Origin of the sequence: Symbioplanes lichenis (assembly GCF_030709675.1) — a bacterium.
In the GTDB taxonomy this organism is placed as follows: Bacteria; Actinomycetota; Actinomycetes; order Mycobacteriales; family Micromonosporaceae; genus Actinoplanes; species Actinoplanes lichenis.
Genome location: NZ_JAUZQD010000007.1, coordinates 97757 through 119180, shown reverse-complemented (window position 1 = coordinate 119180; position 21424 = coordinate 97757). Strand labels below are relative to the sequence as shown.

Sequence of the window (21424 nt, the reverse complement as noted above, 5' to 3'; positions counted from 1 at the left end):
CCGCCACCGCCGGGCGGGTGAAACGGGGTGGCGGCGTGGCGGACAATGGCCGGGTGCGGATCACCCTGCTCGGCCCGCTGGCCGTCGACGGCCGGCCAGTGCGTGGCGACCGCCTGGCCGCGGTGGTCCGCGAGCTCGTGGCGGCCCGCGGCCGCGCGGTCTCCGGCGGCGCCCTGGCCGAGGCTGTCTGGCACGGCGATCCGCCCGAGGACGCCTCCGGGGCCGTGCAGGCGCTGGTCTCGCGCGTGCGGCGGCTCGGCGTGCCGGTCGTGGCGGTGCCCGGCGGCTACCGGACGCCGGTCGAGCAGATCGAGACCGATGTCGCCACGGCCCGCACACTCGCCGGGCAGGCCCGCGCGGCGCTGAGCACCGGCGACGCGACGGCCGCCCGCCTGACCGCCGACCAGGCCCGGGCCTGCTTCCCCGAGGTGCCGGAGCCGGCGGCCGAGGCCCGGCTCTTCGGCGAGATCGTCGCCCTGCGGGCCGAGGCCGCCCTGGCCGGGGCCGGCGCCCTGGACGACGCCGACCTGCGCCTGCTCGCCGCCCGCACGCCGCCCGACGAGCCCGCGACCGCCCTGCTGGTCCGGGTCCTGGCCGCCCAGGGGCGCGACGCCGAGGCCCTCGACGTGATCGAGCGGCTGCGCACCGAGCTGGCCGACCGTTACGGCACCGACCCGTCACCCGTCATCGCCGAGGTCCACGTCGCCCTGCTCCGGGGCGATCTCGCCCCCCGTCGCGACGGCCTTGCCCGCAAGCCGCAGGCCCCGGCCCGCCGCGGCCTGCCCGGATCGTGGCGGCGCCCCGGCACCGCGCTGGTCGGCCGGGACGACGACCTGGCCCAGGTCACCGCCGCCCTCGCCGATGCGCCACTGGTCACGATCGTGGCCACCGGCGGCGCGGGCAAGACCCGGCTCGCCGCCGAGGTGGCGCGACGGGCCGAGGGCGCCGTCGTGGTGGTCGAGCTGGCCGGTGTCCGTACGCCGGCGGAGGTCCTCCCCACGATCCTCGCCGCCCTCGGTGGCGGCGAGACGACGTCCACGGTGAACCTCGAGCGCCGGGTCCTCACGCCCCGTGAGCGTCTGCGCGCCGCGGCGCCGGAGCTGGACGGCCTGCTCGTCCTGGACAACTGCGAGCACGTGCTGGCCGCCGCCGCGGACGTGGTCGCCGATCTGATCGACGTCGCCGCCGAGGTGGCCGTGCTGGCCACGAGCCGGGCGCCGCTGGGCCTGGCCGGGGAGATCGTGCACCGGCTGGGCACGCTGCCGGACGCCGAGGCGCTGGACCTGCTCGACGCGCGGGCCCGGGCCGGCGGGGCCGTGCCCACCTGGGACGCCGACCGCGCGCTGCTGCTCTGCCGCCGCCTCGACAATCTGCCGCTGGCGCTGGAGCTGGCGGCGGCCCGGCTACGGCACATGCCCATCGACGACGTGCTGACCGGCCTCGACGACCGGTTCGCGCTGCTCGACGACGCCCTGCGCGGGCTGCCCGAGCGGCACGCCAGCCTGTGGGCCATGGTCGACTGGAGCCGAGAGCTGCTTCCGGGCGCCGAGCGGGAGCTGCTGCAACGGCTCGCGGTCATCCCGGCGCGCTTCACGGCGGAGGCGGCGGCCGCGGTGGCCGGCCGGTCCGACGTGCGGCGGGGGCTGGCGGTGCTGGTCGAGCAGTCGCTGCTGGTGCTCGACCAGGAGGACGGCGAGCCCCGCTGGCGGATGCTGGAGACCGTCCGGGAGTACGGCGAGGTGCGGCTCGGGGATCGCACGGCCGCCATGGAGGGGCTGCTCGGCTGGGCCCGTACCGTCGCGGTGTCCTGGCTGGACGACGTGATCGGGCCGCGGCAGCCGTCCGTCCTGCACGCGATCGCGCGCGACTCGGACAATCTGCAGGCCGCCCTGCGGTGGGCCCTGGCGATCGACGACGAACCGGCCGTGGTGGACGTGGCGGCCACACTGTTCCAGTTCTGGATGGTGCGCGGCCTGCATGTCGAGGTGTCGCAGTGGGCCCGGCAAGTGACGCACGCGGACGACCCGGCAGCGCGTCTGCGGTCGGCGGTCCTGCAAGGCAAGGCGAGCGGCCGGCCGCTGCCCGACGCCGACCGGCTCGTGTGGACCGGTCTCATGACCGTGATCAACGGCGGCATCACCGGGCCGACCCGGCTCGTCGCCCTCGGCAACCGCATGGTGCGGACGGTCATGCGGGAACGGCCCGAGACGGTCTCGGCCCGGCGCACGGTCCTCGCCGAGCTGCTGCCGTTCTTCGGGACGGTGCAGTTCGACCGGGCGACGCTGGCGGCCGAGCGGATGCTGGGGCACGAGGACGCGTACGTGCGGGGAATGGGCTATTTCTCCCGGGCCGCCTTCCGGGAGAGTGGCGGGATGCCGGCCGAGGCGATCACGGACGCCGAGCAGGCGTACGCGGAGTTCGAGGCGGCCGGCGACCATTGGGGCATGGCCATGGCGGCGCAGACGGTGGGCAACTCGATCCTCCTGCGCGGCACGAGCGGGGCGGTCGAGTGGCTGGCCCTGGGCGTCCGGCACATGGAGCTGATCGGCGCCGCCCAGGACGCGCGGGCCCTGCGGGTCAGCCTGGACTCGCAGCTGGCGCTCATCGGCGATGAGGAGGCCGAGGTCCGCCTGCAGACCGCCGCGACGAGCAACCCCGGCGAGGACTGGAACCTCGCCCAGGCCAACCTGGGGCTCGCCCACGTGGCCTGGCAGCGCGGCAAGTGGGAGCTGGTCGCGCGCTACACCGAGGCGGTGCTGCGCGCCACCGAGGTCTTCCCGGTTCGCTCGCCCCAGCCCCGGGTGCTCTTCCAGGTGGCCGTGGCGGTGACCCGTCTGGCCCTGGCCACGGTCCGGGAGGAGCCCACGGCCGACGAGACGGCCCGGCGGCTGCTCGTCCGGAGCCGGGAGGAGGTGCTGTCCACCCGGGACGTCCCGCTCATCGGCGCGTGGGCGATCGGCGGCGCCACCCTGGCCCTGCACCGCGGCGACCGGGTCACCGCGCGCGAGTTGTGGCAGCTCGGCATGGGCGTGGGCACGAACGTGGTGGCGCTCTTCCCGCCCGGCGAGGTGCAACGGCTGACGGCGGCCCTCGGGGAGGACCGCCGCGTCGCCGAGCGGTTCGAGCAGCTCGGACCGCGCATCCACGAGCTCATGGACGGCCTGCTCAAACCTTCTTCCGGTACGCCCTGAGCGCCGGCGGCCGGAATCAGACCTTTTTCCGGTACGCCCTGAGCGCCGGCGGCCGGAATCAGACCTTTTTCCGGTACGCCCGAAGGGCCAGCGGCAGGAAGACGATCACGAAGCCGGCGCACCACGCGAGCGTCCACCACACGTGATTGCCGAGCGGCGTACCGAGGAAGAGCCCGCGCATGGACGCCACGAGATGGGTCAGCGGGTTGACATCGACGAAGCCCTGCATCCAGCCCGGCAGCGTGCTGGTGCCCACGAAGACGTTGGACGCGAAGCTCAGCGGCATGATCAGGGCGAACATCAACCCCTGCACCGCACCGGGCGTACGCACCTTCATCGCGACCAGCACGGAAAGCCAGCTCAGGCACAGGGCGAAGAGGACCGCCAGCAGGCAGCCGGCGATGGCACTGAACGGATCGGTGGTGATCCGGAAGCCCATCAGATAGCCGATGGCCAGCGTGACCACGGTGACGATCACGTAGCGGATGACGTCGCCCAGCACCGCCCCGATCAGCGGCGCCGACCGCGGGATGGGCAGCGACCGGAACCGGTCGAAGATGCCCTTGGCCAGGTCGGTGTTGAGGTTGACGCCGATGGCGATGCAGCCCGTGGCGATGGTCTGGCCGAGAATGCCCGGCAGCAGGTACTGCAGGTAGTCGTGGGTGCTGCCGGAGATCGCCCCGCCGAAGATGTAGACGAAGATGACCAGGAACAGCGCCGGCTGCAGCGTGACGTCGATCAGCGCCTCCGGCGTGCGCCAGGTCTTGATCAAGCTGCGTTTCATGAGCGCGAGGGAATGGCGTATGAGCCGGAGCGGGCGTGGGTTCGGCTGCGCCGCCGCCACGGGGACGGGCTTGCCACCGGCGCGCTGCGGGGAGATGAGAGTGGTCATGCTGCTACCTCTTCCTGGGGCTGGCCGGTCAGGGTGAAGAAGACCTCGTCGAGGCTGGGCAGGTGCAGGGACAGCTCGGTGACGGTCACGTTCGCGGCGGCGAGCCGGGCGACCGCCGTGGTGAGCGCGGCGTCGTCCTTCACGGGCACGGCGAGCACCCCCTTGCGGATCTCCTCGGCGGTGTCACCGGCGGAGACCTCGGCGAGGATCGCGGCGGCCCGAGGCAGGTCACTCGCGGCGGCTGGGCGTACCTCCAGGGTCTGACCGCCGACCACGCGCTTGAGCCCGTCCGGGGTGTCGTGCGCGATCACCCGGCCGTGGTCGATCACGGTGATCGCGTCGGCCAGCGCGTCCGCCTCCTCCAGATATTGCGTGGTGAGCAGCACGGTCGAGCCGCCCGCGACGAGCATGCGGACGACGTCCCACATCTCCTCGCGCTTGGCCGGGTCGAGCCCCGTCGTCGGCTCGTCGAGGAAGATCACCTCGGGCGACCCGACCAGGCTCGCGGCCAGGTCGAGGCGCCGCCGCATGCCGCCCGAGTAGGTCTTGGCCATCCGGTCCGCGGCGTCCGTGAGGTCGAACCACTCCAGCAGCTCGGCGGCCCGTTTCCGCGCCCCCGCGCGGCCCAGGTCGAGCAGCGTGCCGAAGAGTTCGAGGTTCTGCCGGCCGGTGAGGTCCTCGTCGACCGACGCGTACTGGCCGGTGAGGCCGATCGTGCGGCGCACCCGGGCCGCGTCCTTGACGACGTCGAAGCCGCCGATCCGGGCGCTGCCGCCGTCCGGGGCGAGCAGGGTGGAGAGGATGTTGACGGTCGTGGTCTTCCCGGCGCCGTTGGGGCCGAGCACGCCGAGCACGGTGCCGCGCGGCACGGCGAGGTCGACGCCGCGCAGCGCCTCGGTCTTGCCGAAGCGCTTGACGAGACCCTCGGCCTCGATGATCAGATCTGCTGTCATGCGGACCAGGGTGCGCTCCCCCGCTGACACGGCGCCGACATTCCACCGACACGGCCTCTCTGCCCTCGCGGACATCGTCACGCCCATGCGCACGAGGATCTTTGTAGGCTGCGGCGTGTGACAGCGCCTCGATCAGTTGCTCCGACCGTCGTCTCCCAGGCCGTGCTCGCGCCGCTCACCGACGCCGCGATCTTCCTGGTGGCCACCGTGCGCGAGGGCGGGGAGGAGGCCGTCCGCGGCTTGCTGGAGGACCTCAGCGGTCTGCAGCGCTCGGTCGGCTTCCGCGTCCCCGCCGCCCAGCTCTCCTGCGTGACCGGCATCGGCTCCGAGCTGTGGGACAGGCTCTTCGCCGGCCCCCGCCCGGCGCAGCTGCACCGCTTCCGCCAGTGGAAGGGCCCGGTGCACACGGCGATCGCCACCCCCGGCGACCTGCTCTTCCACCTGCGCGCCGGGCAGCAGGACGTCTGCTTCGAGCTGGCCACCAAGATCGGCCAGCGGCTCGCCGGCGCCGCCGACATCGTCGACGAGACCCACGGCTTCAAGTACTTCGACGAGCGCGACCTGCTCGGCTTCGTCGACGGCACCGAGAACCCGACCGGCGTGATCGCCGAGCGGGCCGTGCTGGTCGGCGACGAGGACCCTTCGTTCGCGGGCGGCAGCTACGTCATGGTGCAGAAGTACGTGCACGACATGGCCGCCTGGAACAAGCTCACGACCGAGCAGCAGGAAGCGGTCATCGGCCGCACCAAGGCCGACAACATGGAGATCGAGGACAAGGCGCCCGACTCGCACCTGGCCCTCAACGTCGTCGAGGACCACGAGGGCAACGAGCTCAAGATCCTGCGCGACAACATGCCGTTCGGCTCGGTCGCGCAGGGCGAGTTCGGGACCTACTACATCGCGTACGCGGCCACGCCCGACGTCCCCGAGCTGATGCTGCGCCGCATGTTCCTGGGCCAGCCCTACGGCACGTACGACCGGATCCTCGACTTCTCGACGCCGCGCACCGGGTCGCTGTTCTTCGCCCCGACCGGCGACTTCCTCGACGACCTGCCGCCCGCACCCACATCCGTGGCCTAACGGCGGCACAGGTCCCGCACAGCCGGGCCGTCCACTGTTCGGAGCAGGTCAGCCGAACCGAGGAGAGCCGCGAATGACCGTCAACGAACGCCCTGCCGACGACCGTACGGTGATCGACGCGTACCCGATCGATCCGCGCCCGACCTTCGGCACCGCGGTCAACCGGCCGGCTGTGGCCCCGGACGGGACATTGGTCCAGCCGCCTCTGGTGTCGGGGACCGGCTGGTCCGGAATGCCGCAGCCGCCGTCGGTGCCGTGGGCCGGCGCGCCGCCGGCCTCTTCTCCTGCCTCTTCCCCGGCCTCGTCTTCTTTCCCGGGCTCTTCTCCCGTCGGGCCTGTGCCGGTCGGGGCGTCGGCCGGGGGTGCGGATGGCGCCGGGCAGCCGCCGGAGTGGGCGCCGCCGGTGGCCGGGAGCAGCCGTCCGGGCATCGGCAAGCACCGCGCGAAAATCGCCGTGGCCGGGGCCTTCGTCGCCGCCATCATCGCCACCGCCGCGATCACCACGGGCATCGTCAAGAGCTCCGACGGCACGACCGGCACCGGGCAGCAAGGTGGCACCAGCCAGCAGGGCGGGTTCGGCCCTCAGGGCGGCACCGGGCAGCAGGGTGGCACCGGCCAGCAGGGCGGTTTTCCCGGCGGCGGCCCGATGCAGGGCGGGCAGCTTCCTGACGGCACTCAGCAGCAGGACGGCACTTCGCAGCAGGACGGCACGCAGCAGGACGGAACCCAGGGCGGCACGCAGCAGAGCGGCACGCAGGACGGGACGACCGCGTAGGCAACATCGACGGCGACCCGGCCGGGCGGCCGCTCCAAGCGCTGGTCAACAACGCCGGCGTCGGCGTGCTCGCGCCCGTGGAGATACCGTGCCGCTCGCCTTTGGCCGGCGCGCACCCCTCGCCTTTGGCCGGCGCACACCCCTCGCCTTTGGCCGGCGCACACCCCTCGCCTTGGCCGGCGCGCACCCCTCAGCCGACGCGCACCCAGACGTCGTCGACCGTGCCGTGGAACTGGTCGTTGTCGGCGTACGAGCCTTTGCCGCCCACGCTCAACGGCCGGTTGTTGGTGATCGACAGGTCCGCCGCGATGAGCCGGTTGCCGCGCACCGCGCCGTCGACGAGGACGGTGAGCGCGGTGCCCCGGCGGCGGCACTCGATGTCGTGCCAGCGCCCGTCGGCGACCGAGACGGTGCTGCGGACGATCTTTATCCCCGGCTTGGCCCCGACGAGAACACAGCTCGGGCGTCCGGCGGCCCCGTCGACCTGCAGCTTCCACTGGCTGGTGCTCGTCGAGTAGCCCTTCTGCACAACGTTCTGCCCCTTGGTGGTCTGGTCACGGGGCAGGAGGACCGAGGCACCGTACGAGATGTTGCGCGTCCCCGGGTTGAGCGTCGCCGTGCTCGGACTCTGCAGCGCGGCGTGGGCGCAGGTGCGCGGCTTGCCCGTGCACTTCGCCGGGAAGCGCAACGCCTGGCCCCGATTGTGCGGCACCGCCCGCACCACGCCGCCGTTGCCGGTCACAAGCCGCAACGTGTGCCCGAGCCCCGACTCGTCGGCGATGCCGGTCGCACGGCCGCCGTCAAAGCGGAACTGGGCCACCAGCGAGCCGGCGGTCGCCCGGGAGACGGCTGCGTGGGCGACCTCGGCGGCGGCCACGGCTCGCGCGGTCAACGCCTCCACCCGGGCGCTGATCGCCACCCTGGCTCGCGCGTCCAGCACCGGCACCACGGCGCCCGCGGCCGACACCGGCACCACAGCACTCGCGGCCAACGCCGCCGCCCGCCCGCCCGCCATCGCCACAGCTTGCACATGCACCCGGCCACTGGCGACCGCCATGGCTGGCACGGTGAGCGCGTCCGCCCAGCCGCCGGTGACCGCCACGGCCGGCACAGTGAGCACGTCCGCCCGGCCGCCGGTGGCCGCCGTGGCCGGGGCGGCTACGGTCGGCGCGCACAACAGTCCGGTCAGAGCGGCGATCGCGAGAACACGGCGAGTGGTCATGTCCGAATTATTGACCACTACGCCGGTTTTTACGCATTCCGGGCGGCCTCGTCAGCCGATGTGGGCGGGACCGTCCGCGGGGCCGAGCTCCTCCTTGCGTACGCGAATCATGGTGGCCGAGATGACCGCAGCGACCAGGATGATCGCCGCCGCCCAGGTGAAAGCGTCGGTGTAGCCGTCCACCTGCGCGAGCAGCCCCGCCCGCTGACCGTCCTCCGGGCTCGCCGGCGGGTGCGCCGTCAGGTAGGCCGTGATGGCGCCGGTCGCGATCGTGTTGAGCAGCGCGGTGCCCAGCGAGCCGCCGACCTGCTGGGTCGCGTTGAGCGCCGCGCTCGCCGCGCCCGCGTCGTGACCGGGGACGCCGACCAGGGCCAGGCTCGACAGCGGGACGAACGTGAAGCCCAGGCCCAGGCCGAGCAGGATCTGCGCGGGGAAGAGGTGGGCCCAGAACGAGGTGTCCAGGTCGATGAAGCGCAGCGAGAACATGCCCGCCGCGGCCAGCACCGGCCCGACGATCATGAGCGGCTTGGGGCCGATCCGGGGCAGGAGGTTGGACGCGGCGGTGGCCGAGATCAGCACGCCGAGCGTGACCGGCAGCGACGCGAAGCCGGTGTGCAGCGGGGTGTAACCGAGCACGCCCTGCAGATAGAGCGCCAGGAACAGGAACGCGCCGAACAAGCCGGCGCCCACCAGCATCGACGTCAGGTACGCGCCGCCGCGGTTGCGGTCCAGCACGATGCGCAGCGGCAACAGCGGGTTCCGGGTGCGCTGCTCGATCACGACGAAGACGATCAGCAGCACGATGCCCGCCGCGATGAAGCCCCAGGTCGTGCCCGAGTCCCAGCCCTTGTCCTCCTTGGCGGCCTCGGTGAAGCCGTAGACCAGCGACGCGAGGCCGAGCGTGACGACGATCGCACCGGGCACGTCGTAGGAGGTGTCCCCGTCGGCGCGGCTCTCCGGCACGATCGGGACGGCCAGGGCCAGGGCGACCAGCGCGATGGGGATGTTGACGAGCAGGCACCAGCGCCAGTTCGCGTACTCGGTGAGCACGCCACCGAGCAGCAGGCCGACCGCCGAGCCGCCGCCGGCGATCGCGCCGTAGACCGCGAAGGCCTTCGCCCGCTCGCGCGCCTCGGTGAAGAGCACCGTGAGCAGGGCCAGCGACGCGGGGGCGAGCAGCGCGCCGAAGGCACCCTGCAACGCGCGCGCCCCGAAGAGCATCGGGCCGGTGGTCGCCAGGCCGCCCAGCGCCGACGCCGCGGCGAAACCGATCGCGCCGACCAGGAACGTCCGCTTGCGGCCCCAGTAGTCGGCGATCCGGCCGCCGAGCAGGAGCAACCCGCCGAAGGCCAGCGTGTACGCCGTGACCACCCACTGCTGGTCGGCCTCGGTGATGCCGAGATCCGCCCGGGCGCTGGGCAGGGCGATGTTCACGATGGTCGCGTCGAGCACCACCATCAGCTGGGAGATCGCGATCACGCCGAGCGCGGCCCAGCGGCGCGGGTGAGGGCGGCCGGGCGCGGAGTGCTCGGCGGCTTCGGGGGCTGCGGACATGACGGTCCTTCCGACGGATCCGGAGGCGTCAGGCCCCCGGACCGCGATCGTAGGTTCCGATCATCGCCGTCCGCCCCCTGAAGTGGCGGAATGAGACGGTGCTCGCAGTGTCAGCTTTCCGGTTTACCCCCGGCCGTGCCCGGCATGTCGCTATCGAGCGGCTTACCCGGAACGGCACTGTCCAGCGGCACGGCCGTCGGTGGCACGAGCCCGAGCTGCACCCCCTGCCGCGGCAGCACGGCGTCGAGCAGCCAGTCGGCCGCCACCCGGATCCGGTTCCCCGGCATCGACAGCAGGTGGTAACCCCGGGTCACGACCTTGGCCGGCAGACCCTTCAGCGGTACGCCCACCGGGTTCGCCGCCGAGTCGAGCCCGCCCAGGTCCACGACGAAACCCAGGTCGTGATGCTTGTACGGCCGGCGCCGCCCCTGCCCGTACGAGGCGGCGATGTTCTGCGCCACGGTCTTGCCCTGCCGCGTGGCGTGCTGCGCGGTCATGCCCGTGATCTCGCCGGGCCGGGTCAGGTCGGGCACGGCCGCCGCGTCGCCGGCCGCGTAGACGTCAGGCAGCCCGGGCACGTTGAGGAACTCGTCGACGACCAGCCGGCCCTGCTTGACCTCGAGCCCGATGTCGGCCACCAGCGGATCGGGGCGTACGCCGACGCACCAGATCAGCGACCGGGTCGCCACGAACTCGCCGTTGCTCAGCCGCACGCCCTCGGCCCCGGCCTCCTTGACCGACGTCTGCAGCAGCACCTCGATGCCCCGCCGGCGCAGCACGTCGTCCGCCGCGGCGGCGAGCCGCTGGTCGAGCGACGGCAGCACCCGCTCGGCAGTGTCGATCAAGAGCCATCGGGGCATCCCGCGCAGCTGGGGCCGGTGCCGCGTCAGCTGCTCGGTGAACAGCACGCCTTGGGCCGCGACCTCCGTACCGGTGTAGCCCGCGCCCACCACCACGAACGTTGTCCGGGCCGCCTGCTCGGCGGGGCTGCTCGCGGTGTCGGCCATCTCGATCTGCCGGGTGATGTGATCCCGCAGGTAGAGCGCCTCGGGGATGCCCCGGAACCCGTGCGCGTTCTCGGTGACGCCGGGCACGGGCAGCAGCTTGTTGACGCTGCCCGCGGCGATCACCAGCCGGTGATAGCCGAGGCTGCGCTTCTCCCCGTCCGGGTCGACATAGGAGACCCGGCGCTCGGTGAAGTCGAAGCCGTCCGCCTCGCCGAGAATCACCTGCACGTCGGGCAGCGCCCCGGCCAGCGACACCGACACCCGGCGCGGCTCGAGGATCCCGGCCGCCACCTCGGGCAGCAGCGGCAGATAGAGGAAGTAGTCGGTGGGATTGAGCAGCACGATGTCGGCGCCGCCGCGGGCGAGCCGGCTGAGCGTGCGAGCTGTCTCGAAGCCGGCGAACCCCGCACCGACGATGACAATCCGAGGGCGAGCCATGCTTGGTCCTTCCGTCGACGCGACCACGACCATGCCCGCTCGACGCTAGTGGAACCGCCCGGGGCCTGTCTCCTCCGTCACCAGGACGACGTCGCAGGGGTCGCTGTGACAGCCCGATGGCCCTGTCCCCCTTGCGAGCTACCGGAAAGTGTCCTCCGTGGCGGGATGGGCCGGGAGTCCGATTTTTCTAGCGTCTTACCCATGGAGATCACGACGCAGGACACCACCGCCCCGGCCCTCTCGACCACCCAGCAGCGCCTCCGCCGCTTCCGGACGCCGGTGCTCATCGCCGGCATGGCCGTGGTGCTGGTCGCCGCCCGGGCGCTGGATGGTCTGACCAGCCTCAACGCCGTCACCGGCCTGCTGATCGGCCCGGCCCTCGCCGTCGCCGCCGTCTTCGCCTACAAGTGGCTGGCGCGCAAGGTCGAGGGCCGCGAGAACGTCTCCGAAGTCACCAGGACCGACCGCTGGAAGAACCTCCGCCGCGGCGCCACGATCGGCGGCCTGGCCTTCACGGCGACCATGCTGATCATCGGGATGTTCGGCGGCTGGGAGCACGTCGGCGGCGGCAGCATCGGCGGCCTCCTGATCACCCTGGGCATCATGACCAGCGTCGCGGTCAACGAGGAGATCCTCTTCCGCGGCATCATCTTCCGCATCCTCGAGGAGCGGGCCGGCACGGTCGTCGCCCTGGTGGTCTCCTCGATCCTCTTCGGCCTGACCCACCTGTTCAACCCCGGCGCCACGGTGTGGGGCACCCTCGCGATCGCCATCGAGGGCGGCACGATGGTGGCCGCCGCCTATGTCCTGACCCGCTCGCTCTGGCTGCCGATCGGCATCCACTTCGGCTGGAACTTCGTCCAGGCCGGCTTCTTCGGCACCACGACCTCGGGCACCGAGCAGACCGACAGCGTCTTCCACTTCCAGCTCTCCGGCCCGTCGCTCCTCACGGGCGGCGGCTTCGGCCCCGAGGCCAGCCTGGTCGCCCTCCTGATCTGCGCCATCCCGACGGCCATCATGATCCGCTCAGCCGCCCGCCGAGGCGAGTTCCGCCGCGGCACCCTCCGCCCGGCCCGCAAGCACGCCTGACCACCCCGCAAGCAAGCGCCACGCCTTCTGCGAACACTCGACCCCCTCGCGCGTACGCAAGAAGGCCGCACCTGACCCAAAAACCCCGACCACCTTCCACGTACGCAAGAAGGCCGCACCGCCGCCCGAAACGCGACCACCCCGCACGTACGCGAGAAAGCCGCACCCCCCCGGACCGCGCGCACACCTGACCGCCACGCACAGGCGCCAAGAACCAGAAAGCGAAAGGCCCCGGCACAAGCCGGGGCCTCGCTGCGTCAAAAGCGCCCCAAGCCAACCGCCGCCCGAGCCCCCGGATTCCCGCTGCGTCAAGCGCCCCAAGCCAACCGCCGTCCGAGCCCCGCCCGTCCAGCGAACGCCGCTCCCAGCAGGTCAAGCCCCGCCCGAGCAACTCAAACGCCGCGCCCAGCGAACCAAGCCCCGCCCGACCCTCACGATGGCTCGAGTGAGAGTGGGGGGCGGGCGTCGGCGCGCCACAGCCGAAGAGCCGATCGCCGCCCGAGAAGGCCAAGGCCGCGCCCGAGAAATCGACCGCCGCCCGAGCCGCCGGATCCCCGCCCGCCCAAGCGAGCGCCGCGCCCGACGAGCCGAACGCCGCCCGGGAAGGCCAGGGGCCACCGTCAGCCGGCAGCCCCCGACCCGTGACTCACTCCTCGCCGCCCTCGTCGTCGCCCTCGAAGATCTCGTCCATCATCTCGCCGGCCACGTAACCGGCCACCATGCCGCCCGCGACACCCGCCACGACCCCGCCGACGCCCATGCCGCCGCCGTGCCCGTGACCGCCGCCGTGCCGGTAGTGCCCGTGGTAGCCCCCGCCGTGCCCGCCGCCGTAGGCCGCGTGCCCGTAACCCGGGGCCCCGTAACCTGGCTGCCCGCCGTAACCGGGCTGCCCGCCGTAGCCCGGCGCACCATAGCCAGGCTGCGCGCCATAGCCGGGCTGAGCACCGTAACCGGGCTGGCCGCCGTAACCGGGGGCGCCGAAGCCGGGCATGCTCTGCCGGTGGCTCACGGCCTGCTGCACCCAGCCGTCGACGACCTGCGCCCAGTCCGCCGAGTCGGCGTCGCTGTGCGGGACGGTGTAGCGCCCGTAGGAGTCGTGGCCGCCGCTGAACATGCCGCCGCGCTTGTCGAACTCGAGCACCACCTCGACCGCGTGCGGGCTGGTGACGAAGGTCAGCTCGACCTCGTTGATGCCGTGCGCGTACTGCGCCGGCGGGAAGTACTCGATCTCCTGGTAGAACGGCAGCGTCTGCTGCACGCCGTAGATCTGGCCGTGCTCGAGGTCGGCGCTCTTGAACTGGAAGCCGAGCCGGGCGAAGGCCTCCAGGATGCGCTCCTGGATGGGCAGCGGGTGGACGGCGATCGGGTCGAGGTCGCCCTTGTCGACGGCCTTGGCGATGGCCACCTCGGTGCGCACGCCCATGGTCATGCCGCGCAGGTGCTGACCGTAGACCGCGGTGATCGGCGTCTCCCACGGCACGCTGATCTGGAACGGCAGCGACAGGTGCTGCCCCTCGGCCAGGCGCAGCGGGCCGCTGACCGCCACGCGGTGGAACTCGCCGTTGGCGGCGAACTCACCGCTGCCGCCCTCGACCTCGATGCGGGTGACGAGGCCGAGCGTGATGTGCTCGATCTCGACGTCGTGGCTGCCGCCGGTCAGGTTCACCTGGCCCGCGAGCAGGCCTCCGGGTCGCGTGTTCGGATCGGCCAGGACGGTGTCGACACTCGGGCCGCCCACCCCGAAGGCGCCCAGCATCTTCTTGAAACCCACGGACATCCCCCTACACAGGACTTTCAGGTCCGGCAGAAGCTAGCAATTCAGGCTGAGCGTCCGCTGAAAGCAGCCGCAGCCGCACCCCCGTGATCGCCCGTCCGGTGACCTCCGTGACCTCGGCGGAGTGGTGGTCCAGCGCGACGACCTCGCCCGCCTCGGAGGGAATGTGTCCGAGACGCGACAGCAGGAGACCCGCCACAGTCGTGTAGTCGCCCACCGGCGGTTCGACCTCGACGCCGAGATCCGGCAGGTTGTGCAGCGGGAAGGTGCCGGGCAGCAGCATCGCCCCGTCCGGCTCGCGCACCACCGATTCGACGTCCCGGTCGCTCTCGTCGTAGATCTCGCCGACGACCTCCTCGACCAGGTCCTCCATCGTGACCATGCCGCCGACCGCGCCGTGCTCGTCGACGACGAGGGCGACCTGTTTGCGCTGCTGGCGGAGCTGGCGCATGGCGTCCGCGATCTTGAGCGTCTGCGGCAGGAAGAGCGCCTCCGACGCCGCGGTCAGCACCGGCCCCTCGACGCCGACCAGGTCGCGCAGGTGCACCATGCCGACCACGTCGTCCAGGCCGAGCGGGCCGGTGACCGGCGCCCGGGAGTGTCCGGCGTCGATCAGCTGCCGCAGCGCGTCGTCCGCGCGCAGCACCGCGGAGAGCACGAAGACGTCACGGCGAGGGACAAAGATCTCCCGGAGGGTACGGTCGGCAATCTCGAACGCCCCGCTGATGATCGTCCGCTGCTCGGCGGTGAAGTCCTCCTGTCCCGCCACGATGTCGCGGATCTCCTCGCTCGTCACCTCCTCGCGGGCCGCCCCGGGATCCGCGCCCGACATCCGGACGATTAGGTCGCTGGCCTTGCCGAGCAGCCAGACGGCGGGCCGGGTCAGCGTGGCGAGCAGGTCGAGCGGCCGGGCCACGGCGAGCGCCCAGCCCTCGGCGCGCTGCATGGCGATCCGTTTCGGCGCCAGCTCGCCGACGACCAGCGTCAGGAAGGTGAGTACGAGCGTGACCAGCACGATCGCGGCGGGACTGGCGGCGGCGCCCAGGAAGCCGAGCGGCTCGATCAGCGGCTGGGCGAGCGACACCGCCGCAGCGGCCGAGGCGAGGAAGCCGGCCAGCGTGATGCCGATCTGGATGGTCGCGAGGAAGCGGTTGGGGTCACGCGCCAGCCGGGCCAGCACGGCGCCGGAACGGCTCTGCTGTTCGAGCCGTTGCAGCTGGCTGTCGCGCAGCGAGACGAGAGCCATCTCACTGCCGGCGAAGACGGCGTTCAGGAGCACCAGCACAATGACGAGGGCGACCTGGCCGCCGTATCCACCCATCCCGTGCGATTACCCAGCGGGGGAACGCGGGACACTCATCCGCTCGAGCCAGCGATCGAGCAGCGCGGCCTCCACCGGCTCGAGGGCGTCGGTCGCCGAGACCGCCAGCTGGGAGCGGAGTCGCTGCGCGGCATCGGGTACGCCCCCCGCGGTCACCGGCGCAGCGTCCGGCGCCACCAGCACGGCGGCGAACACGGCGTCGCGCATCCGATGGGACAGCGCGGGATGCTCGAAGAGCTCCGGCTGCGCGATGAGGGTCAGGGCCAGGCCGACATTGGCGGGCAGGATCAGCTGCGCCGCCGCCACCGGGGGAACCTTGAGGGCGCCGGCCGCCGACACCCGGACGAGGGTCGCCACGAGCAGCTCGAAGATCTTGCGCCGGGCCACCGAGTGCGACTGCGGCCGGGGCGCGAACATCAGCTGGTAGAGCGCCGGATTGGCGAGCGCGAAGCCCATGTGGTCGTCCCAGCCGATGCGGAGGTCCTCGAGCACGTCGCCGGTCTCGGGGAGGGCCGCCTTCTGCTCGGCATAGCGGCGCAGCCCGTCGTCGGCGAGCGCGTCCAGCAGCCCGTTCTTGTCGCCGAAGAGCCGGTAGAGCACGGGCTGCGTCACCCCGACCGCCTCGCAGACGGCCCGGGTGGCGATGTCGTTGTCCGGCGACAGCGTCAGCAGCTCCTCGGCCGCCTCGATCATCTCGGCCCGAATGTCCCTCGTCACAAAATCAATGTTACGCCATCCCGATAGCCGTGCTACGGTCGTCGTATCACCGCTAATTTCAGCGATACGAGGAGGACGTCATGAAGGTCGCCGTCGTCACCGGTGCCTCCCGCGGCATCGGCCGGGCCGTCGCCGTCAAGCTGGCCGCCGACGGGCACGCCGTGGTCGTGAACTACGCGGGCAACGAAAAGGCCGCCCACGAGGTGGTCGACGAGATCACCGCCGCCGGCGGGCAGGCCGTCGCCTTCCAGGCCGACGTCGCGGACGAGCAGCAGATCGCCGCTCTCTTCGACACGGCCGAGCAGACGTACGGCGGAATTGATGTGGTCGTCAACTCGGCCGGCATCATGGCGCTGTCACCGATCGCCGAGCTCGACCTCGACGATCTCGACCGGATGCACCGCACCAACATCCGCGGCACGTTCGTCGTGGCCCGCGAGGCCGCCCGCCGGGTCCGCGACGGCGGCGCGATCATCGGCCTCTCCACCTCGATCGTCGGCCTCCAGCTGCCCACCTATGGCGGCTACGCGGCGAGCAAGGGCGCGGTGGAGGCGATGGTCCTGATCCTCGCCCGGGAGCTGCGCGGCCGCGACATCACCGTCAACGCCGTGGCCCCCGGCCCGACCGCCACCGAGTTCTTCCTCGACGGCAAGGACGAGGCCACGATCGACCGGATGGCGAAGCAGCCGCCGCTCGAGCGGCTCGGCGAGCCCGTCGACATGGCGCGCGTCGTCGCCTTCCTGGCCGGCCCCGAGGGCCACTGGGTCAACGGCCAGACCGTCCGCGCCAACGGAGGGATCATCTGATGCCCGCCACGATCCTGGTCACCGGCGCGTCCAGCGGCTTCGGCCGGCTCACCGCGATCGCGCTGGCCCGCGCCGGGCACACCGTCGTCGCCGGCATGCGCGCGATCGAGGGCCGCAACGCCGAGGCCGCCGCCGCCCTGCGTGCCCTGGCCAACGACGACGGCATCGACCTCGACGCCGCCGAGCTCGACGTGCAGTCGCAGGAGTCCACCCACGTCGCCGTCCATAACCTGCTCAACCGGCACGGCCGGCTCGACGTGGTGGTGCACAACGCCGGGCACATGGTGCTCGGGCCGGCCGAGGCGTTCACCCCCGAACAGCTCGCCGCCGTCTACGACGTGAATGTGCTGGGCGCCCAGCGGGTCAACCGCGCCGCCCTGCCCCACCTGCGCGAGCAGCGGTCCGGCCTGCTGGTCTGGGTCGGCAGCTCCTCGACACGGGGTGGCCACCCGCCGTTCCTGGCGCCCTACTTCGCCGCGAAGGCCGGCATGGACGCCCTCGCCGAGAGCTACGCCGCCGAGCTGATCCGCTTCGGCATCGACACCTCGATCGTCGTCCCGGGCGCCTTCACTTCGGGCACCAACCACTTCGCCCACGCGGGCACGCCGGACGACAAGGCGGTCGAGGGCGCCTACGACGAGCTCTACGGCGAGCTGCGCGCGGGCATCGGCGACCGCCTGGCCGCGCTCGTCCCACCCGGCAGCGAAGCCCAGAGCGTCGCCGACGAGATCGTGCGCGTGGTCGGACTGCCCGCGGGCGAGCGCCCCTTCCGCACCCACGTCGACCCCAGCAAGGACGGCAGCGAAGTCGTCTCGGTGGTCGCCGACCGCATCCGCCACGAGTTCTACCACCGAGCCGGCCTCGCCGACCTCTTGCCCCAGCACGACGCACTCTGACTAAGGAGAGACACCATGCCTTTCGCCAACCTCAAGGTCCCGGCCGACACCCTGACGCCCGAGTCCAAGCAGAAGCTCATCGACGCCGTGACAGACGCCTACGCCGGCGTGTACGGCGAACGGGCCCGCGCCACCACCCTGGTCCTCGTCGAGGAGGTCGCCGAGGGCGGCTGGGGACTCGGCGGCACCGTCCTGACCGCCGAAATGCTCGGCAAGTCCTGACCGTCATCCGAGCGACGGCAACCCGAGCGACGGCAGCCCGGGCGATCGAGCCCGACCGACGCAACGCGGGCGGCCACATCCCGATGACAGCGGCCGGGACGGTCACGCCGGGGCGACGGCGGCGCGGGCGGCCACACCTGCCCGACAGCGGCCGACGGTCACCGGCACGCCGTGAGCGTCACACCCGGGCGACGGCGGCACGGACGGCCACACCTGCCGATAGCGGTACGACGACCACCGGCACGCCGCAAGCGTCACATCCGGGGCGACAGCGACCCGGGCGGTTACACGCGGGTGACGGCGGCGCGGGCGGTTGCTGGGTCGGCGGCGGCCAGGGCTTGTTGGGCTGCGGTTCGGCATTCGTCCAGGGTGTGTGCTTGGAGGGCCGCGCGGACGGCTGGGATTGCGGCCGGGGCCATGGACAGGCTGGTGATGCCCAGGCCGGCGAGGACCACGGCGAAGGCCGGGTCGGCTGCTGACTCGCCGCACACGCCGACCGGGCGGCCCAGGGCTGTTCCGGCTGCCGCGCACAAGGCGACCAGGGAGAGCAGGGCGGGCTGCCATGGGTCGAGGAGGTCGGCCAGTTCGCCGCTGCGGCGGTCGGCGGCGAAGGTGTACTGGCTCAGGTCGTTGGTGCCGACGCTGAGGAAGTCGACGGCGCCCAGGAATTCGGCCGCTCGGACGGCTGCGGCGGGGACCTCGACCATGACGCCGACCGTGGGCAGGCCGGCGTCCCGGCACAGGGCGGCGAACTGGGCGGCCTCGGCAACCGTGGTCACCATGGGGGCCATCACTTCGACGCGGGCGGTCGAGTCGCGGGCTGCCGCGGCGATTGCTGCGATCTGGGTGCGCAGGATTTCGCCTCGGCGGCGGGCCACGCGCAGGCCGCGAATGCCCAGGGCGGGGTTGGGTTCGTCGCCGTCGTGCAGGAAGGGGAGCGGCTTGTCGGAGCCGGCGTCGAGTGTTCGCACCACGACTCGGCGGCCGGGCAGCGCGGCGAAGACCTCGCCGTAGGCGGCCACCTGTTCGGCCAGGCCGGGCGGGTCCACGTGGTGCTGGAAGAGCAGCTCGGTGCGGAAGAGGCCGACGCCCTCGACCGGGGCTCCGGACAGCTCGGCGGCGCCGCCGATGTTCGCCAGGAGGGCGACGGGGTGACCGTCGGCCGTGCTTCCTCGCGCGGACGAGAAGTCGACCGGGCGCGGGGCATCGACCGGCACGTGGGAGGACCCCGTGGTGACTCGGCCGGCGGTTCCGTCCACCGTGATCACCGTGCCGTCGGCGATGTCCAGCGCTCCGCCGCACGCCACCACCGTGGGGAGGCCCCGGGCGCGGGCGAGAATCGCGGTGTGGCTCAGGAAGCTGCCCGCCGAGGTGACGACCGCGAGCACGCGCGCCGGGTCGAGCAGCGCGGCGTCGGCCGGGGCCAGGTCGACGGCGACCAGGATGTACGGGCAGCCGGGCTCGGGCAGCGCCGGCATCCGCAGCCCGAGGCAGTGGGCGATCACGCGGTCGCGCAGGTCGTCGAGATCCGCGGTGCGCGCCGCGAGTAGGCCGCCCGCCGCTATGAGGGCTTCGCGGTGCTCACCGAGGACGGCGGCGACGGCGTGCGGTGCCTCGTGGCCGGCGCGGACGGCGAGGGCGACGCCGTCGCGCAAGGTGCGGTCGGCGGCCAGGGCGGCCTGGGCGCGCAGGATCTCGGCGGTGGTGGGATCGACGGCTGCGGCGGCCCGGCGGGCGATGTCGTCGTGGGCGGCGTCGATCGCGGCGAAGGCCCGGTCCACCTCGGCGTCCGGATCGGTCACCGGGCGCGGCGCCGGCAGCCGGGGCGGATCGGCGAGGCGATAGGCGGGCCCGGTGGCCGTGCCCTGACTGGCCCCCAAGCCGCGAAGCAGATCAGCCACGAGCCACGCCCCGCTTGTGAAGCACGCGAGCAACGCCCCGCCGGGGAAGAACGTAGGCAACGCCCCGCCCGGGAAGAACACGAGCAACGCCCCGCGCGCCAAGACCGAGATCAAGGCCAAGACACAGGAACTCACGCATCGGCGGCGTCCAGGTCGGTGGCGAACAGGTCGGCCAGCTCGTTCAGCGCGCCCGGGGCGAAGGGCCCGTACGCCTCCAGAATCAGCTCGCTCCCGCACAGCGCACCCAGGCTGACCAGCGCCAGCGTGCTGTCGGCGGGCACGGCGGCCCGATCCTGCGTGCGTACGGTGATCGGGGTGGGCAGGCGGGCGGCGGCTTCGGCGATGCGGGCGGCGACCCGCAAGTGCAGCCCGGCGCGCCCGGCGAGGAGGACGGTGCGGATCACGGCTCGTCGTCCAGGTGCAGCATGGCCACGATCTCCTCCGGGTCGGCGGACTCGCGCAGGGCCCGGGCCCGGCCGGGGTCGAGCAGGATCCGGGCGAGCGCCGACAGCAGGGCCACGTGACCGTCGCCGCGGGCCGCGATGGCGACGCACACGTGGACGGTCTCGCCGTCCCAGTCGACGCCCTCGGGGAAGCGCAGCACCGCCAGCGAGTCGCGGCGGACCAGGGCGCGGGACATGTCGAGGCCGTGCGGGATCGCGACGCCCTCGCCGACATAGGTGGACATCGCCCACTCGCGGTCGAGCATCGCGTCACGATAGGACGGATGGACCGCGCCGATCTCTTCGAGCACGTCCGCGCAGCGGTGGACGGCGGCTTCCCGGCTCGGGGCCGTCTCGTGCACGCGGACACCGCACGGCTCGAGGACCGGCCGGACGTTCGTGGTCATCCGGCCAGCCTCACGAGCGAGCGTCCCAGCACGCCGTCATTGTCGCCGGGATTCCAGGTGACCACCAGAGCCGGTGCCCCACCGGCCGCCACGGTGTGCCCACCGGCCCCCGCGTTCGTGACCACGAGCAGGCCGCGCACCCCGTGGCCGGCGAAGGCGCGGCGGGCGGCGTCGAGCGCCGTGACCGGCAGGACCGGCACCTCGACGTGACAGATCGAGATGCCGAAGAGCCGGTGCAGGGCCCGGGTGAGCAGGTGACTGCCCTCGTCGCCGGGCACCCATTGCAGGCCGGCGCCGGTGCGGCGCAGGGTTTCGATCACCCTTTTCTCGTACGCCGTCCGGCGCAGCTCGGCCCCGCGGAGCGGATCGAGCGCCGCCGCCAGCCGTTCCCGGGCCGCCCCGGGCATCGCGTCGAGCACCTCGCCGAGCTGATCGGGCCCGAACCGGCCGAGCAACGGGACCGCCCGCGTGTCCGGCAGCACGGCCAGCACCGCCGCCGCCTCGGCCGGGGGCAGCAACGCGAGCTCCCCGCCCAGCCGGACGTCGCCGAGGTGCCCGGCGAGCGTGGCCCGGCGGGCGGGGTCGGCGGCGGTCAGGAGCCGGGCGATGAGCCGGCCGTCCATGGCCCCGAGCAGCCGCTCGACCCGATCGCGGGGCATGGCGAGCAGCGCGTTCACGGCCCGGTGGGGCGGGGCGGCGCGGAGCATGGTGACGACGTGATCCGTCGGCATGGAGC

Annotated in this window: 19 protein-coding genes; 7 read left to right on the top strand and 12 right to left on the bottom strand. The window is 72.8% G+C overall.

Features of this window, described 5'->3' with window-relative positions:
• The first annotated feature begins 35 nt into the window (after positions 1 to 35).
• Positions 36 to 3191 (top strand): ATP-binding protein, encoded by a 3156-nt coding sequence (locus RAN62_RS18140; RefSeq protein ID WP_305785860.1) that lies wholly within the window; start codon positions 36 to 38, stop codon positions 3189 to 3191.
• Positions 3192 to 3249: 58 nt separating this feature from the next.
• On the opposite strand, the gene RAN62_RS18135 is transcribed toward RAN62_RS18140, so the two are convergent.
• Both RAN62_RS18135 and RAN62_RS18130 read right to left on the bottom strand, forming a co-directional pair.
• The gene (locus tag RAN62_RS18135) at positions 3250 to 3975 is read right to left on the bottom strand and encodes an ABC transporter permease (RefSeq protein ID WP_305785859.1); all 726 of its coding nucleotides are present in this window, start codon (positions 3973 to 3975) and stop codon (positions 3250 to 3252) included.
• Positions 3976 to 4079: 104 nt separating this feature from the next.
• Positions 4080 to 5036 carry an ATP-binding cassette domain-containing protein gene (locus tag RAN62_RS18130; RefSeq protein ID WP_305785858.1) on the bottom strand — a complete coding sequence of 319 codons (957 nt, stop codon included), beginning with the start codon at positions 5034 to 5036 and terminating at the stop codon, positions 4080 to 4082.
• A gap of 117 nt (positions 5037 to 5153) precedes the next feature.
• Between RAN62_RS18130 and RAN62_RS18125 the strand changes: the two genes are divergently transcribed.
• On the top strand, positions 5154 to 6116 hold the full coding sequence (locus RAN62_RS18125; protein WP_305785857.1) for a Dyp-type peroxidase: 963 nt from the start codon (positions 5154 to 5156) through the stop codon (positions 6114 to 6116).
• A gap of 73 nt (positions 6117 to 6189) precedes the next feature.
• Positions 6190 to 6891, top strand: coding sequence for a hypothetical protein (locus tag RAN62_RS18120; protein WP_305785856.1), 702 nt, complete (start codon positions 6190 to 6192; stop codon positions 6889 to 6891).
• Between the two features lie 190 nt (positions 6892 to 7081).
• Here RAN62_RS18120 and RAN62_RS18115 read toward each other — a convergent pair whose 3' ends face one another.
• The 3 genes from RAN62_RS18115 to RAN62_RS18105 form a co-directional block, all read right to left on the bottom strand.
• A complete protein-coding gene (locus tag RAN62_RS18115) occupies positions 7082 to 8113 on the bottom strand; it encodes a LamG-like jellyroll fold domain-containing protein (protein WP_305785855.1) in 1032 nt (343 codons plus the stop codon).
• Between the two features lie 51 nt (positions 8114 to 8164).
• Positions 8165 to 9667, bottom strand: coding sequence for a DHA2 family efflux MFS transporter permease subunit (locus RAN62_RS18110; RefSeq protein WP_305785854.1), 1503 nt, complete (start codon positions 9665 to 9667; stop codon positions 8165 to 8167).
• A gap of 110 nt (positions 9668 to 9777) precedes the next feature.
• Entirely contained in the window at positions 9778 to 11112 is a 1335-nt protein-coding gene (locus RAN62_RS18105) for an NAD(P)/FAD-dependent oxidoreductase (protein WP_305785853.1), read from the bottom strand.
• A 201-nt stretch (positions 11113 to 11313) separates the two neighbouring features.
• Here RAN62_RS18105 and RAN62_RS18100 point away from each other — a divergent pair, with 201 nt between their 5' ends.
• Complete coding sequence (locus RAN62_RS18100; RefSeq protein WP_305785852.1) at positions 11314 to 12201, top strand: CPBP family intramembrane glutamic endopeptidase; 888 nt, start codon at positions 11314 to 11316, stop codon at positions 12199 to 12201.
• Positions 12202 to 12847: 646 nt separating this feature from the next.
• On the opposite strand, the gene RAN62_RS18095 is transcribed toward RAN62_RS18100, so the two are convergent.
• Genes RAN62_RS18095 through RAN62_RS18085 form a run of 3 tightly spaced genes read right to left on the bottom strand, consistent with a single transcriptional unit; the run spans position 12848 to position 16013 of the window.
• Entirely contained in the window at positions 12848 to 13972 is a 1125-nt protein-coding gene (locus RAN62_RS18095; protein WP_305785851.1) for a sporulation protein, read from the bottom strand.
• Between the two features lie 10 nt (positions 13973 to 13982).
• Positions 13983 to 15296, bottom strand: coding sequence for a hemolysin family protein (locus RAN62_RS18090; protein WP_305785850.1), 1314 nt, complete (start codon positions 15294 to 15296; stop codon positions 13983 to 13985).
• Positions 15297 to 15305: 9 nt separating this feature from the next.
• Complete coding sequence (locus tag RAN62_RS18085) at positions 15306 to 16013, bottom strand: TetR/AcrR family transcriptional regulator (protein ID WP_305785849.1); 708 nt, start codon at positions 16011 to 16013, stop codon at positions 15306 to 15308.
• An 80-nt stretch (positions 16014 to 16093) separates the two neighbouring features.
• On the opposite strand from RAN62_RS18085, the gene RAN62_RS18080 reads away from it, so the two are divergent.
• From RAN62_RS18080 to RAN62_RS18070, 3 genes are read left to right on the top strand one after another with little or no spacing between them, the layout of a single operon-like run.
• A complete protein-coding gene (locus tag RAN62_RS18080; protein ID WP_305785848.1) occupies positions 16094 to 16819 on the top strand; it encodes an SDR family oxidoreductase in 726 nt (241 codons plus the stop codon).
• Positions 16819 to 17715 (top strand): SDR family oxidoreductase, encoded by an 897-nt coding sequence (locus RAN62_RS18075; protein ID WP_305785847.1) that lies wholly within the window; start codon positions 16819 to 16821, stop codon positions 17713 to 17715. Before RAN62_RS18080 ends, RAN62_RS18075 begins: the two co-directional genes overlap by 1 nt.
• A gap of 15 nt (positions 17716 to 17730) precedes the next feature.
• On the top strand, positions 17731 to 17937 hold the full coding sequence (locus RAN62_RS18070; protein WP_305785846.1) for a tautomerase family protein: 207 nt from the start codon (positions 17731 to 17733) through the stop codon (positions 17935 to 17937).
• A gap of 284 nt (positions 17938 to 18221) precedes the next feature.
• Here RAN62_RS18070 and RAN62_RS18065 read toward each other — a convergent pair whose 3' ends face one another.
• From RAN62_RS18065 to RAN62_RS18050, 4 genes are all read right to left on the bottom strand, one after another.
• On the bottom strand, positions 18222 to 19838 hold the full coding sequence (locus RAN62_RS18065) for a putative PEP-binding protein (RefSeq protein ID WP_305786183.1): 1617 nt from the start codon (positions 19836 to 19838) through the stop codon (positions 18222 to 18224).
• A gap of 131 nt (positions 19839 to 19969) precedes the next feature.
• A complete protein-coding gene (locus RAN62_RS18060) occupies positions 19970 to 20242 on the bottom strand; it encodes an HPr family phosphocarrier protein (protein ID WP_305785845.1) in 273 nt (90 codons plus the stop codon).
• On the bottom strand, positions 20239 to 20688 hold the full coding sequence (locus tag RAN62_RS18055; RefSeq protein ID WP_305785844.1) for a PTS mannitol transporter subunit IIA: 450 nt from the start codon (positions 20686 to 20688) through the stop codon (positions 20239 to 20241). The genes RAN62_RS18060 and RAN62_RS18055 overlap by 4 nt, the downstream gene beginning before the upstream one ends.
• Positions 20685 to 21419: a magnesium transporter MgtE N-terminal domain-containing protein gene (locus RAN62_RS18050; RefSeq protein ID WP_305785843.1), complete on the bottom strand. Its 735-nt coding sequence runs from the start codon at positions 21417 to 21419 to the stop codon at positions 20685 to 20687. The genes RAN62_RS18055 and RAN62_RS18050 overlap by 4 nt, the downstream gene beginning before the upstream one ends.
• Between the last annotated feature and the right edge of the window lie 5 nt (positions 21420 to 21424).

Coding starts and splice junctions, on each gene's coding strand:
- RAN62_RS18135 (WP_305785859.1), bottom strand. CDS start 3,975: ATGAAACGCAGCTTGATCAAGACCTGGCGCACGCCGGAGGCGCTGATC.
- RAN62_RS18130 (WP_305785858.1), bottom strand. CDS start 5,036: ATGACAGCAGATCTGATCATCGAGGCCGAGGGTCTCGTCAAGCGCTTC.
- RAN62_RS18120 (WP_305785856.1), top strand. CDS start 6,190: ATGACCGTCAACGAACGCCCTGCCGACGACCGTACGGTGATCGACGCG.
- RAN62_RS18115 (WP_305785855.1), bottom strand. CDS start 8,113: ATGACCACTCGCCGTGTTCTCGCGATCGCCGCTCTGACCGGACTGTTG.
- RAN62_RS18110 (WP_305785854.1), bottom strand. CDS start 9,667: ATGTCCGCAGCCCCCGAAGCCGCCGAGCACTCCGCGCCCGGCCGCCCT.
- RAN62_RS18105 (WP_305785853.1), bottom strand. CDS start 11,112: ATGGCTCGCCCTCGGATTGTCATCGTCGGTGCGGGGTTCGCCGGCTTC.
- RAN62_RS18100 (WP_305785852.1), top strand. CDS start 11,314: ATGGAGATCACGACGCAGGACACCACCGCCCCGGCCCTCTCGACCACC.
- RAN62_RS18090 (WP_305785850.1), bottom strand. CDS start 15,296: ATGGGTGGATACGGCGGCCAGGTCGCCCTCGTCATTGTGCTGGTGCTC.
- RAN62_RS18080 (WP_305785848.1), top strand. CDS start 16,094: ATGAAGGTCGCCGTCGTCACCGGTGCCTCCCGCGGCATCGGCCGGGCC.
- RAN62_RS18075 (WP_305785847.1), top strand. CDS start 16,819: ATGCCCGCCACGATCCTGGTCACCGGCGCGTCCAGCGGCTTCGGCCGG.
- RAN62_RS18070 (WP_305785846.1), top strand. CDS start 17,731: ATGCCTTTCGCCAACCTCAAGGTCCCGGCCGACACCCTGACGCCCGAG.
- RAN62_RS18055 (WP_305785844.1), bottom strand. CDS start 20,688: ATGACCACGAACGTCCGGCCGGTCCTCGAGCCGTGCGGTGTCCGCGTG.
- RAN62_RS18050 (WP_305785843.1), bottom strand. CDS start 21,419: ATGCCGACGGATCACGTCGTCACCATGCTCCGCGCCGCCCCGCCCCAC.